This window comes from Butyrivibrio sp. ob235 (genome assembly GCF_900109475.1).
Classification (GTDB): Bacteria; Bacillota; Clostridia; order Lachnospirales; family Lachnospiraceae; genus Butyrivibrio.
The window spans coordinates 1-14815 of record NZ_FOBE01000026.1; the positions used below are offsets into that span (position 1 = coordinate 1).

The 14815-nt window shown below is 38.5% G+C and carries 19 protein-coding genes and 1 pseudogene; 3 read left to right on the forward strand and 17 right to left on the reverse strand.

Translation table 11 applies throughout. The features are described 5' to 3' along the window. The 10 genes and pseudogenes from BMW61_RS15655 to BMW61_RS15695 form a co-directional block, all read right to left on the reverse strand. Positions 1-230, reverse strand: a 230-nt coding sequence (locus BMW61_RS15655) for a hypothetical protein (protein ID WP_442857294.1), incomplete at its 3' end; no start/stop codon positions are given. Positions 231-378: 148 nt separating this feature from the next. Beyond that, positions 379-1959 carry a leucine-rich repeat protein gene (locus BMW61_RS15660; protein ID WP_175475252.1) on the reverse strand — a complete coding sequence of 527 codons (1581 nt, stop codon included), beginning with the start codon at positions 1957-1959 and terminating at the stop codon, positions 379-381. A gap of 225 nt (positions 1960-2184) precedes the next feature. Next, positions 2185-2562, reverse strand: coding sequence for a zinc ribbon domain-containing protein (locus BMW61_RS15665; RefSeq protein ID WP_091823782.1), 378 nt, complete (start codon positions 2560-2562; stop codon positions 2185-2187). Positions 2563-2604: 42 nt separating this feature from the next. Then, on the reverse strand, positions 2605-2925 hold the full coding sequence (locus tag BMW61_RS15670) for a putative quinol monooxygenase (RefSeq protein ID WP_026499216.1): 321 nt from the start codon (positions 2923-2925) through the stop codon (positions 2605-2607). A gap of 217 nt (positions 2926-3142) precedes the next feature. Beyond that, positions 3143-3331: a YccF domain-containing protein gene (locus BMW61_RS15675; protein WP_091823784.1), complete on the reverse strand. Its 189-nt coding sequence runs from the start codon at positions 3329-3331 to the stop codon at positions 3143-3145. Positions 3332-3398: 67 nt separating this feature from the next. Continuing rightward, a complete protein-coding gene (locus BMW61_RS15680) occupies positions 3399-3710 on the reverse strand; it encodes a hypothetical protein (RefSeq protein ID WP_139176369.1) in 312 nt (103 codons plus the stop codon). Between the two features lie 11 nt (positions 3711-3721). Further along, positions 3722-4024 (reverse strand): Dabb family protein, encoded by a 303-nt coding sequence (locus tag BMW61_RS15685; RefSeq protein ID WP_022763465.1) that lies wholly within the window; start codon positions 4022-4024, stop codon positions 3722-3724. A 188-nt stretch (positions 4025-4212) separates the two neighbouring features. Beyond that, a pseudogene (locus tag BMW61_RS23090) lies at positions 4213-4299 on the reverse strand (HipA domain-containing protein); the annotation flags it as partial. Continuing rightward, positions 4259-4384 carry a hypothetical protein gene (locus tag BMW61_RS22740; RefSeq protein WP_022763463.1) on the reverse strand — a complete coding sequence of 42 codons (126 nt, stop codon included), beginning with the start codon at positions 4382-4384 and terminating at the stop codon, positions 4259-4261. The gene BMW61_RS22740 and the pseudogene BMW61_RS23090, both read right to left, overlap by 41 nt. Next, the gene (locus BMW61_RS15695) at positions 4381-4599 is read right to left on the reverse strand and encodes a helix-turn-helix domain-containing protein (RefSeq protein WP_022763462.1); all 219 of its coding nucleotides are present in this window, start codon (positions 4597-4599) and stop codon (positions 4381-4383) included. The genes BMW61_RS22740 and BMW61_RS15695 overlap by 4 nt, the downstream gene beginning before the upstream one ends. Positions 4600-5044: 445 nt before the next feature. Between BMW61_RS15695 and BMW61_RS15700 the strand changes: the two genes are divergently transcribed. Then, positions 5045-5230, forward strand: coding sequence for a hypothetical protein (locus BMW61_RS15700; protein ID WP_022763461.1), 186 nt, complete (start codon positions 5045-5047; stop codon positions 5228-5230). Here BMW61_RS15700 and BMW61_RS15705 read toward each other — a convergent pair. Together BMW61_RS15705 and BMW61_RS15710 are read right to left on the reverse strand one after the other, a co-directional pair. After that, on the reverse strand, positions 5223-7886 hold the full coding sequence (locus BMW61_RS15705) for a BspA family leucine-rich repeat surface protein (RefSeq protein WP_091823786.1): 2664 nt from the start codon (positions 7884-7886) through the stop codon (positions 5223-5225). The genes BMW61_RS15700 and BMW61_RS15705 overlap by 8 nt on opposite strands. Positions 7887-8076: 190 nt before the next feature. Next, on the reverse strand, positions 8077-8871 hold the full coding sequence (locus BMW61_RS15710; protein ID WP_091823788.1) for a hypothetical protein: 795 nt from the start codon (positions 8869-8871) through the stop codon (positions 8077-8079). Between the two features lie 394 nt (positions 8872-9265). On the opposite strand from BMW61_RS15710, the gene BMW61_RS15715 reads away from it, so the two are divergent. Next, complete coding sequence (locus tag BMW61_RS15715; protein ID WP_091823790.1) at positions 9266-10342, forward strand: hypothetical protein; 1077 nt, start codon at positions 9266-9268, stop codon at positions 10340-10342. Between the two features lie 74 nt (positions 10343-10416). Here BMW61_RS15715 and BMW61_RS15720 read toward each other — a convergent pair whose 3' ends face one another. The 4 genes from BMW61_RS15720 to BMW61_RS15735 all read right to left on the reverse strand — a co-directional run bounded on the left by BMW61_RS15720 (position 10417) and on the right by BMW61_RS15735 (position 13822). After that, positions 10417-11178, reverse strand: a complete 762-nt coding sequence (locus BMW61_RS15720) for a nucleotidyltransferase domain-containing protein (protein WP_091823792.1) — start codon at positions 11176-11178, stop codon at positions 10417-10419. Beyond that, complete coding sequence (locus BMW61_RS15725; protein ID WP_091823794.1) at positions 11175-12197, reverse strand: nucleotidyltransferase domain-containing protein; 1023 nt, start codon at positions 12195-12197, stop codon at positions 11175-11177. The genes BMW61_RS15720 and BMW61_RS15725 overlap by 4 nt, the downstream gene beginning before the upstream one ends. After that, positions 12194-12664: a MazG nucleotide pyrophosphohydrolase domain-containing protein gene (locus BMW61_RS15730; RefSeq protein WP_091823796.1), complete on the reverse strand. Its 471-nt coding sequence runs from the start codon at positions 12662-12664 to the stop codon at positions 12194-12196. The genes BMW61_RS15725 and BMW61_RS15730 overlap by 4 nt, the downstream gene beginning before the upstream one ends. A gap of 420 nt (positions 12665-13084) precedes the next feature. Then, positions 13085-13822: an MmcQ/YjbR family DNA-binding protein gene (locus BMW61_RS15735; protein WP_091823798.1), complete on the reverse strand. Its 738-nt coding sequence runs from the start codon at positions 13820-13822 to the stop codon at positions 13085-13087. 228 nt (positions 13823-14050) lie between these two features. Between BMW61_RS15735 and BMW61_RS15740 the strand changes: the two genes are divergently transcribed. Next, positions 14051-14245 carry a (2Fe-2S)-binding protein gene (locus BMW61_RS15740; RefSeq protein WP_242876770.1) on the forward strand — a complete coding sequence of 65 codons (195 nt, stop codon included), beginning with the start codon at positions 14051-14053 and terminating at the stop codon, positions 14243-14245. Here the strand turns inward: BMW61_RS15740 and BMW61_RS15745 are convergent, their stop codons facing one another. Then, complete coding sequence (locus BMW61_RS15745) at positions 14246-14797, reverse strand: DUF6609 family protein (RefSeq protein WP_091823804.1); 552 nt, start codon at positions 14795-14797, stop codon at positions 14246-14248. Positions 14798-14815: the final 18 nt, after the last annotated feature.

The window sequence follows — 14815 nt, forward strand, 5'->3', positions numbered from 1 at the left end:
TCATCAGTTCTAACCACTTCCCATTTTTCTCTTCTTATGGGACTGTCCTTAAGAATCTGGTTGCAGGTGGAGAGTGTCTCTGAAATGTAGTCCAATGCCATCTGTAATGCTTCATTTCGCACTCTGCTTACAAACCCTGCAAAGTCCTTTGGATTCTCCGAGAAATCTTTTGATGCTTTCTGAAGATTTGGTACTCCATTCTCAATAAAATGCTGTATACTATTTAACACAAGGGGACTCCTCCATCTAGTTGTATTAGGTTTGCACACCCGAATATCAACTATACCATGAAGGAAATCCCCTTTTTCAATTAATCCTACAAAAACTTTACGCTAGCAAAGGCGATGCATACCGGATATGCACCACCCATAAAATTATTTAGCCTTTTTTCCACTTATACTTAGCGTCTTTAGCACCGGCTTTTTTCATCATCTTAACGATTTTGTTAAAAGTCTCTTTATCCTTGCAGATTACGGTAATCTTTGCACCGGATTTGATTCCCTTAAATGCATTCTTTCCGATACTGTTTAATGAGTTTGCGTTAATTGTGATTTTTCCGAGTTTTCCGCAATTTGTAAAAGCATTCTTGTTAATCTTAGTAACAGTTGAAGGAATAGTAACTTTCTTTACCTTCTTGTTTCCGGAAACCGCTTTTGCATCAATCTCAGTAACTGCGTACTCAACACCATTCTCATCTTTAATTGTAGAAGGAATTGTGATTGACTTAGCATTTTTATTTGAAACGCCTGCGTATGATACTGATGCTGAACCGTTAGTTGAAGATTTTACCTTATACTTAGCATTTGTTCCTGTAGTCTTTTCATTAATAACAGTTCCTACTGCTGCCGGAGTCTCGTTCTTGACATTGTCCTGATTATTGGTCTCAGTATTATTAGTCTTGCTATCTTTCTGACCTTCAGAATTATTATTCTGATTATTTACCTTTTCATTAGCCTGATTATTTTTCTGTTCATCAGTCTTCTTATTGTCATTGGTTGTTATGTTATTCGGATCCTGCCATACCATGTACACAGTAGTATCCGCATTCACAGTCATATCCAGCAAATCATCTATTTCAGCAACAGTTGCGTTAGGATTTTTTGAAAAACCAACACATACATAATTACCATTTTCACAGTTATTTATAAGGTCATCGATATAGTCCTTGCCTATTACACTGCTTAATTTACTACCATTAAGCATGGTAAAATTCTCAACCCTTCGCGAAGAATAAGATTCTGAGCTATAAATTCCACCATTATAATCTATTCTCAGATTCCAGCCTTTCTCCCATATACCATAGAGGGTTTCATCTGAATTTGAAAATGTGACTTCATTGACTAAAGCTCCATCGGGAGTTTTGCTAAGACCTGTTAAAACAAATCCATCTTTCCTTACAGAATATAATGTTTGCCACGCATTATCATAGTAATAATCTATATCATAATCAGAATGCTCATAACCATATTCCGCTCTCTTAACCCTAACCTTAATTTTATCTCCGCTTAAAAACCTATAATCATTATGAACAAGGCCATATACTTCTCCGAGTTGAGGATCAAGTTCATAGCATTTTCCCCACTTAGCATATAAATCAATCTTAGGATTGTTCTTCAAGTTTTCTGTTGTTAGATTGAATTTATGAGTAAGTGCAGGATCAGTGTACCAATCCAAAATAAAGTTATCATCAACATGCTGTGAATAGCGCCTTACATAATTCTTCAAAGTTTTATGCACTTTATATACAGTTTTATCGTTTACTTTTGATGATGAATACGTATATTCTGTCTTATTCTCATCCCACCATTCATCACAAAAATAGTATCCCTCACCAGCATGTATAGTAACCGCAAGTTGGTTTTCCTGCTGATTTGCATCTATAGCATGTACTTCCTTTGAGTACCCAAACATCATGATCATACATAATGCATACATTATCAGTCTTATGTTTCTTTTCATTTGATCCTCCTGCAAAAAACACATTCTTCTTTTCAAATTTTTGACGCAACGTCACCCATCATACTACCCCCGCTTTAATTATTTCAAGTTAAATTTAACAATTTGTCTCTTTTTAAGAATTTCTCCAAAAAGTTTCACTCATTCCTGAAATTAAAATTCGAAAAAATAGGAGAAAGCCTTAAGCCTTCTCCTAAACAAAGTCATATCTTTTTTTGTTTTATACTTTCAAAACCTCGTTCCGCATTTAGGACAGAACTCGAAATCCTCTACCGTTTCGTAGCCGCACTGTCTGCACTTTTTATAGCCACTCACATATCCGTTTCCATTCATCACACGTGTCAGATGGCACTGCTGGATCTCGACATTTTCGCCTCTTGCAATTGCTTTTCCAATCTCAGGATCAAGCTCATAAACTGTGCCGCAGCAGCTTGTCTGTACATAGTAGCGTTTACTCCACTTTATTGTAGGAATGAAGAAAAGAGACAAAACCATATATGTCATGAACACATTGAAGCGTCCATACTTCCCACAGATAGTGCAGGTCACAAACTGGTTAAAATCAAAATCCTTCCTGCCCTGTGTTATCCCCATTATAAAAAACATCTTTCCTTACTCCTTACACTTTTATACATCAAGAGCTTCACATTACTTTCTAATGAAGCCCTCGTCTCCTTCATAGTCGTCACTGACAAATCTCTCCACTGTCATATGAAGATCATATTTCTCGCGAAGCTTTGCGAGCTGCTCCATCATCGGCGACGCATGGTGAGCATCAATCGCAGCCTGATCCGTCCATGAATCTATGAGAAGGACCGTCTCAGGATCCCCTATCGGCTGGAAATACTGATATCGAAGATTCCCTTCCTCTTTTCTTATCGCATCAGCTATCCCCGATGACTCCATTTCATCAGCAAAAGCTCTGGCATTTCCATTTGTTCCCTTATAATAAAGATTAACGGTTATCATATCCGAGATACCTCCTAACTCACTGCCAGAATTCCAGCAAGAATTATTATCACAACCGAAAACAACAATTCCGACCCAAATCCCTGATAGATATGATGTGTATCAAACATAAGCACCTCCCTGATAAACTCGTAAACTTCTTACAATTTCATCCGGGTCTATTCTACCAATTTTGCTGTCCGTTTTATGACACACCATATCAAAGTTGCCATTCAAATCAAAGATAATGCTTTCTGACCACCTTTGCTCCAAAGGGCATAAGTGCCACTTTTGCAATCTTGAAGAGCTGCTTTCCAAAAGGAATGCCTACTACAGTTATGCACCACAAGAGGCCTGTAATCCACCAGGCTATTGCGCTTAATAATCCACCAAAAACAAACCAGATAATGTTTCCTAAAAATCTCATTTTAATACCCCATCGAATAGATTTGACTCAGTTTTTCCATAGATCATTTAACATCATCTATGCACCTTTATAACATTTCTTCCAAAAACAATACTTCCGAGCTAAGTAGTTCCCTGTCATTGCATATACATGAAACAATGAAAGGCACATATCCCTTAGCACCAAGCCTTTTCTGCCCTTTCAGGATCAGATGCATTTTCTTATCTTCAGTCATATACTCCTCGGAAACAACATCCCCCGCAATGCTATTCTCAAGTACTTTTCTGAAGTCTCCTAGAAAAGCAGGCACAAGCACCTTGCCGGTCTTTTTCCCGTATTCGATTCCGTATATCCTGTCGATCTCGTTTTGAATACACTGTCCAATACTATTATCGCTCATAACCACTTTCATCACACCTCAAAATCCAAACAACTTCTGATCTTTGTATATGGTCTTACCTTAGTATCCGCAACTGCTACGTGCTCAGGATGAACCGCGTATCCCTTAAGAGCCGCCTCATCTTCAAATGTAGAATCAAGCATCAGATCCGCATTTGAAGATTCCAGGCCATTGATATTAACCTTGATTTCAACAATCCCCGGAACCTTTCCCTTCAGACCCTCGAGTCCTTCCTTAATCCCCTTTTTAATCTCAGCCTTTTCCTCAGCTGACAGTTCATCTTTTAATGTCCATAAAATCACATGCTTTACCATTATTACCTCCTTATTTCCACTTTTTCAAAAACTACAAGACACTCCTTCTGGCATGAAGTATCCTATCACCTATATCCATTGCATTCTCAAATCCCATGGAAGACATCTCTCTGGTAGCAGCTTCGTATATAGCTGTACTTATCATATGCCGGAGAAAGCCTCTTCTCTCCAAGATCATAGCTATACAGTAATGAGAAATTCTTGATATGAGCGTCAGTATTCCCAAGGACATAATCAAAAACAATCCTGCGCCATAACTTCAGCTGATCTTCCAACGGATTCCCTGAATGATTCCCCTTCGATATATCCGACTACCACCTGTCTACCCTGTATTTCCAAAATAACGTCGTATTTTCTCATTTGTTGCCCCTTGAATTTATCACAATATCCAATCCAAGCATATTCGCCAGGAAAATTGCCTTTCCAAGTTCAGCCGTGCTCTTTCCATTCTCCAGATCAGAAATGAAACTGATGCTAAAGCCCGTAAATTCTGAAATATAGCGTTGTGTATATCCCAGCTCTTTCCTGCGCTTTTTCAAAGCCTCTCCAAACATTTTAGTATCCGCTATGACCATATTTACTCCTTTTAGCCGTTCGGCTTATTTCAGTCAAAAATGTCAAATAATAAGCCGTTCGGCTTTATCACGCTAAAAACAGTATAATATTAGCCGTTCGGCTTAGTCAAGCTCCGGCTTTATCGCAAACATATGACGACCTTATAAAGGATCTTTTTAACCTTTATGTAAACTATCACTCCGGTGATGGCTATTTTACGACAAGTGCGTACATTCCTTTAAGAAAAGTTGAATCACCTGCTGACCTTGAATACACGCTCAAGGGAACAAATTTTTAATCTGTACAATCGCATGCAAGAGCTTCAGTCCTCATTGGACTGGGGCTCTTTTTTTAATATTTTTTTCTCCTCAAGTTTATAAACATTTTATATATTGTGGTTATAATCATTTAAAACCACTAGATGTTGTTTTTATAAACATTTATGGATTTATGGGAGGAAAAATTATGGGCCACAATAATTCTGCAAACAAAGCGTTCATTGGTAAAGCTTCACCCAAAATCGTAGACACGGTTCGCTTCAACAACCGTTATATAGACTTAGAGACAGTAAAAGAGAAAGCCACCGGCATAGCATCAGCAATAATGATCTTCGCGGGTATAGTAGCTTTCTCTTTTTTGTTCTTTATTTAACCTTCACACTCTTAGATTTACTCCACTTTGAGTAGATCTTTTCAGCGCCTGATTTTTTATAAGTACGAATTCTGACGTAGTATTTTTTATTGGTTTTAAGCTTCTTTATGGTTTTTGAAGTAGTCTTGGCTTTAACTATAGTTACAGCATTTACGTCCTTATTGAAATTCTTGTCTGTGGTGTACTGGATCTCATAGCCCTTAATACCGGTCTGCTTTTTCCAGGCAATTGTGATTGATTTCTTGCCGGCGGTAAGCTTTGTAATTGATGTTCTCTTCTGCTTGCCGTCGATCTTCTCCGCCGCTTCTGCTTCTACCTGAGGTGTTGCAGGATTGGAAGCCTGTGCTGCCTGCTCATAAGGATTTGACTGATTTGCAGTATCGATCGGAGCCGGTGACTCAGTCGGTGTTGGCTTATCCTCCGGCTTGCCGGATTCAGAGCCATCACCCTGATTTCCTGATTCGGATCCGCCTTCATTCCCTGATTCGCCACTCTCTGAAGGATCCGGTTTCTTTTCTTCTTCCTTCCTCAGGTTGATATATCTATCACTTGCTCCGCTCTTTTTAACTCCAAGCTTTTTATATACAGTCTCATCATCAGCCTTGCCATCCTTATTATTATCAAGTCCGAACTCACCCGGAAGTTCTATTTCCATGCCAATAACCTTGGGCGCATCGATTACTTTCAGCCTACCGCAGAAGTTGAACATACCTGCGCAATCAGTAACCTTTCCTGTGTTAAAGCTGCTTATGTTCAGAGTTTCGAGACCAGTACATCCCAAGAACATCGTCGCCATATTAGTTACCTTAGATGTGTCAAAATTGCTAAGGTCAAGTGATTTGAGATTAGAACAGTAATTAAATGCACTGCGCATGTTTGTAGCATTGGAAGTATTGAAACCTGAAAGATCAAGTGACTTTAATTTATAACAGTCATCAAACATCTGCGCGAAATTTGTCACCTTTGATGTATCAAACTTACTGACATCCAGCTTTTCAATTGTATAACACTTGGCAAACATACCAAACATTGATGTCACCTTTGATGTATTGAAATTACTGACATCAATTGTTTTTAAAACATCACAGTGTTCAAACATAGAAGCAAGGTTGACAGCATTTGAAGTATCAAATTTGCTTACATCAAGAACCTCCAGCCCTTTACATGCCATAAACATATTATGGAAATCCATTACCTTGGATGTGTTTATTCTTCCATTAAATTCAATACTTTTCAATGCATTAAATCCATAGAACATGTCTGAACTATCAGGATTGAAAAATATTGTCTTGGCAGAGGAATAAATGTATACGGTTTTCTTTCCACTATCGTAATGGGCCGTAACCCGATTATCACCGGTACTAATAATGCATGAAGGCAGTTTTTTATCCGGAGTGACTCCCTTTGCCAAAAACACAACATGCTCAATAGTCTTATCATCATATAAATGAATTAAAATTTTGCTGTCTACGAATCTTTTAAGTGCTAAATTTATGCTTTTTCCTGTATTTAATGTTGCACCATCTTCCGGCTTCTTTTCTTCTTCCTTCTTCAGGTTGATATATCTGTTACTTGTTCCGCTCTTTTTTACTGCGAGCTTTGTATATACAGTTGCATTATCAGCCTTGCCATCCTTGTTATTATCAAGTCCGAACTCGCCGGGAAGAGCTATCGCCTTACCTATAATCTTAGGTGCATCAAGTACTTTCAGCTTATCACATCTATTTAGCATCTCTGTGCAATCTGTAACCTTTGATGTATTAAAACTGCTTATATTCAGGTTCTCGAGATTATAGCATCCCTCGAACATCCACTTCATATTGGTAACCTTGGAGGTATCAAAATTGCTAAGATCGAGTGATTTGAGATTCTTACAGCCATCAAAAGTCCTATACATTTCAGTAACATTTGAAGTTTTAAAGCTTGAAAGATCAAGTGACTCTAATCCATAACATCCTACAAACATCTGAGTGAAGTATTCCACCTTTGATGTATCAAAATTACTGAAATCCAATTTTTCAACTGCAGAGCACCAGAAAAACATGCTATGCATTGAAGTTACCTTTGATGTATTGAAATTACTGATATCTATCGTTTTTAACACATCACAGTGATTAAACATACCGGAAAGGTTTGTAGCCTTTGATGTATCAAAGTTGCTTACATCAAGGACCTCCAGCTTGTGACATAATCCAAACATATCGTTGAAGTTTGTTACCCTGGAAGTGCTTATTCTTCCATTAAATTCGATACTTTTTACTGCCGTATATCCATAGAACATATTTGCACTATCAGCATTTAAAAATATGGTATTTGCAGCAGAATAAATGTATACGTTTTTCTTTTCACTATCGTAATAGGCCATAACCGAATTATTTGCAGTCCCAATATTCTTTGAAGGCAGCTTTTTATTTGGAGTGGATCCCTTGGCCATAAAAATGACATGCTCAATAGTCTCATCTTCATCTGTATAACTGGAAACCTTGTTGCTTACAAATTTTTTAAGTGCCTTATTAAAGTTATTCCCGGTAACTAAAGTTGCACTGGAGGCAGCTTCTGCCTTAATCTTGAAATTCCCGGATGAACATCCGAAGAAAAGAGCCACGCAAAGAAAAGCTGCGATGACCCACACCAACGATTTTCTGTTTCTTTCCATTTTGATTTCCCCTTAAAACTTCTTTTTTTTATCCAAACAGCCCCAAATACTGTTTGCATATCTGTCCCCTCGAAGGATGAATATAGCACAAATACTAATTACAATACAAGTGCTCTCTTCATGTTTACATATTCTCCTTAAATATAATTTCAGGGCTTGCTAAAAGCAAACCCTGATATTATCAAAACAATTATTTAACTTTCTTAACTCTGATCTGTACGGGAACAGCTTTATGGCCGGTGCTGCTAAATTTGATGTAATACTTCTTTCCTTTTTTTAGTTTTATCTTTTTAGAATTCTTCCAACCGTCTCCTGCGGTTAAATAAGCAGAAAAATCGCTGTCATTCTTTGTCTTTGACTTATAACCGTGACACCAAACAGAGCTACCTCCGTCAATCAATGCATTTACAACATAAAACTTGTATTTACCTGTCTTAGGTGCCTTAAAAACATACCAGTCTGTATCAGAATCAGCATATGACACAACACCGTTATATGTCTTATTAAGCTTTATCTTAGTAGCGGAATTAGGTGAATTATTGCCTTCCTTCTCAAGATTGCTGACAGGAGTAGAATTAACAGTAAATGCAATATCTATAGTTTTTGCAGTACCTACATTTGAACTATTAAAAGTAAGAGTAGCAGTCTTTCCGGGAGCAAATACAAATGTACCTGTTGATGCAGCGCCTTTTTCGTTATCGACATAAACTGAATCATATTTGCAATAATCAACAGTTAACTTCATCCATGCAAATCCAGTGTTACTGCTTCCTCCAACAATACAAGCCGTAACACTTGTAGTACAATCAGGCTGTGTAACAAATGTGTATTCTGCCTTCTCATCATATCCAAGTGTCAGCTTATACTCCTGATTAGCGTTGATTGCTGCAGTAGCCTTAGCGTCAACCTTGGCAACTGATAATGCGCTCACTGCGAATGCAGCAGCCATAATAATCCCAGTAACTTTTTTTAAAACTCTTTTCATACGATTTCCCCTTTTCTCTATTATTCTGTTCACAAAATATTGCAAACGCGTCCCCTCATGTTTCGTAAAAAACGAACGTTGAAATTATAACACATACAAATATGATGTTCAATTTTTCGACCAATAATAGCCCTTAAATCATATTTTGTGCCTATGCATTGCCCTTGTTTTTGTAATTATTAAGTTCAAAAAGGATAGACCAGCTATTTAAAAAAGGCTTTCCTTATCGCATTAGCTATCTGATCTTTATCAGCTCCATCAGCAACTCCTTCAAAAATCTTAGTCCTAAAACCCAAATTATTAAATCATACATTGCTAAACTTATGGCAACGTGCTATAATCACAAACTGTTGCGTTTTTGATTAAGTGTGTATTTATTATTATGGAGGATTAAATGAAAAATTTAAAAAATTTCCTTGGCATGCAATTTGTCATGCTGGCAGCAGTTTGCAGCATTTGGTTGTCACCACTTGATGCGAAGGCAGTTACTTTACCGATTGGTGAAGGTGAAGTGATGCAGCTTAATAAAGTCATAAAGCTTGAAAAGGGTATTCGTAATAACTATTACACTATGACGATTCCCTCTTCCGGACGATTAACATTTCATACAATCAGTGACAGAATTCAAGGCGTTGAAATTCGTGACAAGGACAATAACAGTATTTTTTTTGATGACAGTAATGGCTGGTATAAAATTGATGATTTTACAAGATACCTAAGAGCCGGCCAGTATTCCGTCAGAGTATGCAACTATTATTGTAACGACTATGCACCGGAGTTTACTTTCTATTTCACTCCTGAAAACGAAAGCTTTCCCGAAACAGAAACAGTAAATAATGATATTCCCGAAACAGCAAGCATCATTCCATCATTATCCGGAACAGTATATACAGGTATGATATGCTCCGGAGCTGAAAAGTATGACTGGTATAAATTTACAGCACCTTCAACATGTGATGTAAAGCTGGTTTTAACCTCACTCACCGATAGAGTAACTCCCAATTATTTAATACAGGACGGAAACGGAAACTATGTAGCAGATGGTAGCGGTTCAGATGAATTTGCTCATTCATTAAATGCCGGTACCTATTATTTAAGAATCGGTTCCAACTACGCAGGCATTTATACCTTCCAGCTTAAATCCGGATTATCTACAGATGTTTCAACCGTAAAGCTCAATAAAATCAAGGCTAAGGCATCAAAGAAGGGCAAAGTATCTATAAACTGGAATAAAATAACAGACAGAAATATTGCCGGATATGAAATTGAGATTTCCGATAGAAAAGCTTTCTACAGCACAATTAAAAAATGTGAAGCAAAAGGAACCGCTAATTCAAAGAAAATAACAATTCCCAAGCAGTACAGAGGAAAGAAAGTTTTCGTAAGAATCCGCGCATATTCTTATCCTACTTCAAATGAAAAGAAGTATTCAGATTGGAGCAAAGTAGCTTCAGTTAAAGTGAAGAGATAACACACCCTTACAATCTCAAAAAATATCCATGCTCCTAAAATACAGTGGCATGGATATTTTTCATTTTACATTTTTTATCCTATTATTTCCCTAAACAGACTATTTAAACTGCCCCAGTCATTATTGTGATCATCAGGCATATTATCGGCAATCTTCTTAAGCCTTATCACTTCATCCTCGATAAATTTCCTGATTACAGGAAGCTGGGGATTCTCTTCTTTTTCCGTTGTCCGTTTCTTGATTTCAAGAAGCTCGTCAATTGCAGACCTAAGTTCCTGTGACAATTCCATCTTTAACAGATCATCAAACAAAACCGGTGGTGCTGCGTGATTCTTCTCAATATACATCGCGGCAAGAATAGGCCTAAGAGCATAAAAATACTTCTTGTATCTCACCATCTCACCTGTTAGGTACTCCTGATATGTATGGTTTGCGGTCCCATAGTAATGATATACCGCGGACTTTTCAGAAAAGTACTGGCCCGATACCTCCGCAATTCTGGCCCATTCAGGAGTTGTCCTGTACACTATCGGAGATCCGCTCCACTCGAACAAAGTGGCATTTCCCCTGGCAAACTGCTTCAGCGCCTTCTTCAGATCCCATCCGTTTATATCAAGTACTTCATCAAGCTGCCATTCTATGACATCCCTTGGCTCATCAAGTCTCAGATAGTCCTTTGCATCACGCACGTAAACGAACCTGACATCATAGTCGCTGTCAGGTGAAGCAAACCCCCATGCCCTGCTGCCCGACTCTACCGCATGCAGAATTTTCACATTCTCAGTCTTCTCGATTTCATCAAGCTTTTCATCTATTTCCTTTAAAATATCTCTCATGTAAGTTCCCCTGTAACCGCGTATCTGTTTACGCGCTCAACAAATCTTTCTACCTTCTCCATATCAGGATTATCAGGAAGGGTTGTTTTCTTCGCAGCCTCATCCAGTTTTCTCTCATACTCATCAAGCATCTCAAAGAAAGCAGGTGAATAGGATCCATCCGCCTCCATGAAGTCGCCCCTTCGAATTGCGAGCAGTGTATCCAGGTCATTCGTCCTGTGCGTTATAATCTCGCCATTTTCCAGAATATCAATCGCCATCATGAAAAGTCGAATCAGATGCATTGCATGCTTATTAAGGTGGTTGTCATCCTTCTTTTTGTTGCGCTTGCCGAGCTTGTCATAGTCTCGCACAACGCTCCGCATGACTCCCCACACATCCTCATAATCACGAAGCGGAAAATGCTCATAATTTGCATCTACAAATATCTCTGTATCAAACTCAGGATTCTCTGCCTTATCGATATACAGCTTCAGTCCGCCCTCAGTTTTCCCATAATATCTTCTGTTCACATCATCAAGGGCATGCATAACAGACTTCAGGATATGCTTCTCCCTCTCACTCTGCGGAAGGCTGTCCCTTGCTATCGCGTTCTGAAGCCTTCGAAGCTGAGAATCCGCATAACCGCCGAACGTCTTTATCGCTCTTTTGGACAAAAACATATGGCTGTTATCTTTTAATTCCTGTCCCAGCTCAGACATAATAAGATACTGATCATCATCAAGCCCCAGCATCTCACATGTGTTCGGATTGCACTCCACAAGAAGCTTCACCAGCTTGTTGAAACCATAGATAACAGTATCTGTCTTATCATCCTCATACTGATCAAACTCGGTAAGCCCCAATAAATCAGACGGCATCTGCAATGTAACGCCTCTGAAATCTATATCGCTGTTTTCATTATTAGTTCCATATGCATAGCTGCCACCGAGTCCCAGCAGCATTATTCTATTTCCAAGTCTCTCATTAGTTCTAAGGAAATCATACTCCTCAGACTGCATCAGCTTTACAAAATTCATATCCCTTTTCTTTCCTTAGCCTTTTCAATGAACTCCCCTGCTTCCTTAAAAGCCTCCGGGAGATAATCAGCATGCCATTCTTTTCCGGCCTTCTCTGCCTTTTTGATATCAGCCCAGGCTTTGTGAAGTTCTTCCTCTGATGAAAAAGTCACACCGCTAAACACATGCGGATGTCTCCTTACCATCTTATCAGAGATTCCCTTTACTACATCATCAAATGAAAAAAGGCCTTCCTCCTCCGCAATAACAGAATGGAACATGACCTGTAAAAGAAGATCCCCAAGCTCTTCCTTGAGGTTCTCAGGATCTCCTGTTTTTTCAAGTATATTGATTCCACCGATGACTTCAGCAGCTTCTTCAATACACTCAGGTTTCAAACTCGTATGAGTCTGAGCCCTGTCCCACGGACAGCCATCCTCAGCCCTCAGTTTCTCAACCACTTCTTTTAATCTGTCTATCTCTGACATGGTATTGTCTCCTCCAAACTATACTACCTTATATCTGTTTTTGACTCAGCTATCGAGCACTTTTCAAGAATAAAACTGCCAATATTTCATTGAGTACCTTTTGCGGTAGATGTTTTTAACCACAATCTTCTGCCACAATTTACATATCGAAAAAATCCGGCATTCTCTCTATGTATCAGTTTTCTGCCGCTATTTGAAGGTTTCTCTTTTACAGCAGACATTTTAATCTAAAACTCACTACCTCAATTATGAAATGTTATATTTGCAGCAGATTTTTCATCTTGATTTGCACTACCGCTTTTCACATTTTCTAATTTTGTGGCATTAAAATCCCACTAACAATATGTTGCTCACCAAAAACCATAAAACACAAAACCACTTCAACATTAAGCTGTATAGCTGGCAATCTCTAATAAAAACCTACTTTAGTGCGGCACTAAGACTGTTAGGAATCCCTCTCGGTCCCCTTACCGCATAAATTGCGTATTCTGACTTAAGCTTATCAAAAGTGAACTCATCACGTTTATAGCTCTTCAAAAGTTTAATCTTCATAAGTGCTGTTATTTTGAGGTTCTTATCTTCGTAGTCATAAGGAATATCCACCTCAGTAACCTTACACTTGTAAAGAATCGCAGAAACAGGAGCTCCCACATACATGAAGACTGTGTCGCCCTTGATAATCCCGCTTCCCTGCTTCCAATCAATCTCATCCGATGCTTCAAAAGCGGCCTCAATGTCATAATATTTGGGATTAGCAGGTACAATCCATTCCTTAGCAGGCCGCATTTTTGCCTTCTTCTTTGCAGATGCTGTCGCCATATAGCTTGCATCCAGCAGATCAAAAATCTGTTTCTCCGGTACTGTCCCATCGAGCAGAACCGTTATCCAGTGCTGTTTATTCATATGATACGCCGGCATAATTCCGTCCTGCTTAACGAGCATATCTCTGAAAAACATATCATCAATTTTCAGATTGATAACTGCCACAGAATCACTTCCCACAAGCCCCAGCTTATCCCTTCCAACATCCATAACAAGAGCAAACCATTTGTTATTATCAGCATGTCGGAACACTGCATTGCTGTCATATTTACGCCATGGATATTCGGGCAATACTTTGTATTTCTTTTTAATGTATGCAAATACTTTGTCTTTCATGTCATTTCACCTCTAAAAAGAATATTATGATTCCTCTCTTAAGCAGGGCCATATTGGCCTCCTTCAGACTAATTTTAACAACTATATCCGTTCTGCCAATATTTTTATTAGCTAAAACATCTGCTATTTCACAGTTTTATAGTACAAACTGATATTTGTATCGAGTGTCCTGAGTGCTAGAATTAGTAATTGACAGACACTATTATTATTGGATGAGGGATATCTGATATGAAAAGAGAAAAAATAGCATGCTCCTGCAAAAACGTTAATTATGGCAAAATTCTCGATGCTGTAAAAAATGGCGCAGATACATATGAAAAAGTCCAGAAAGCGACCGGATGTGGTACAGGCTGCGGAAAATGTCGCGATTTCATCACTACCATGATCCGCGATATCATTATGTTTCCGGAAGATTACGAATGATCATAACCCAGATACCTGTGCTTCCGCCCCAAATTTAGATGGTTTTGAAAAAAAGAATAAATACACCCCAAAATCTATTTTTACAGCCGCATCAGCTACAACAATCCACAAAAGAGGAATACCGGGATTCATATACCCGACTGCAGCTATGATGATACATACAATTCCAAGCATTATCATGCTCGGGCCATGAACAACGAACCAAAGCAAAAAGTGGATCGCTGTTGCCAGAAGCACTCCCAGCCATATCTGTCTCCAATGCCATCCGGGGATAAATGGGCCTGCTATAGCAAACATCAGAATGAACAGCGCCGCTATACTTATGTAAATCATCCTTATCTGTACTTTTGAGATGCTCCCCTGTGAAAGCTTTTTCCTAAGCTTTTTATTCACATTCACGCCAAAAAAGCAGGCATAATATCCAATAAGAAACACAAAAGGATTAACAAGAAACCTCCCACCCAAAACTGCGGAGATAATCAAAACTACTCCTATAAGCATGAGCCAAAGTCCGCATTGTTTCTTGTGATTAAATTCAAGCACTTCTTTCATTTTTTCTCCTCTTTCAAA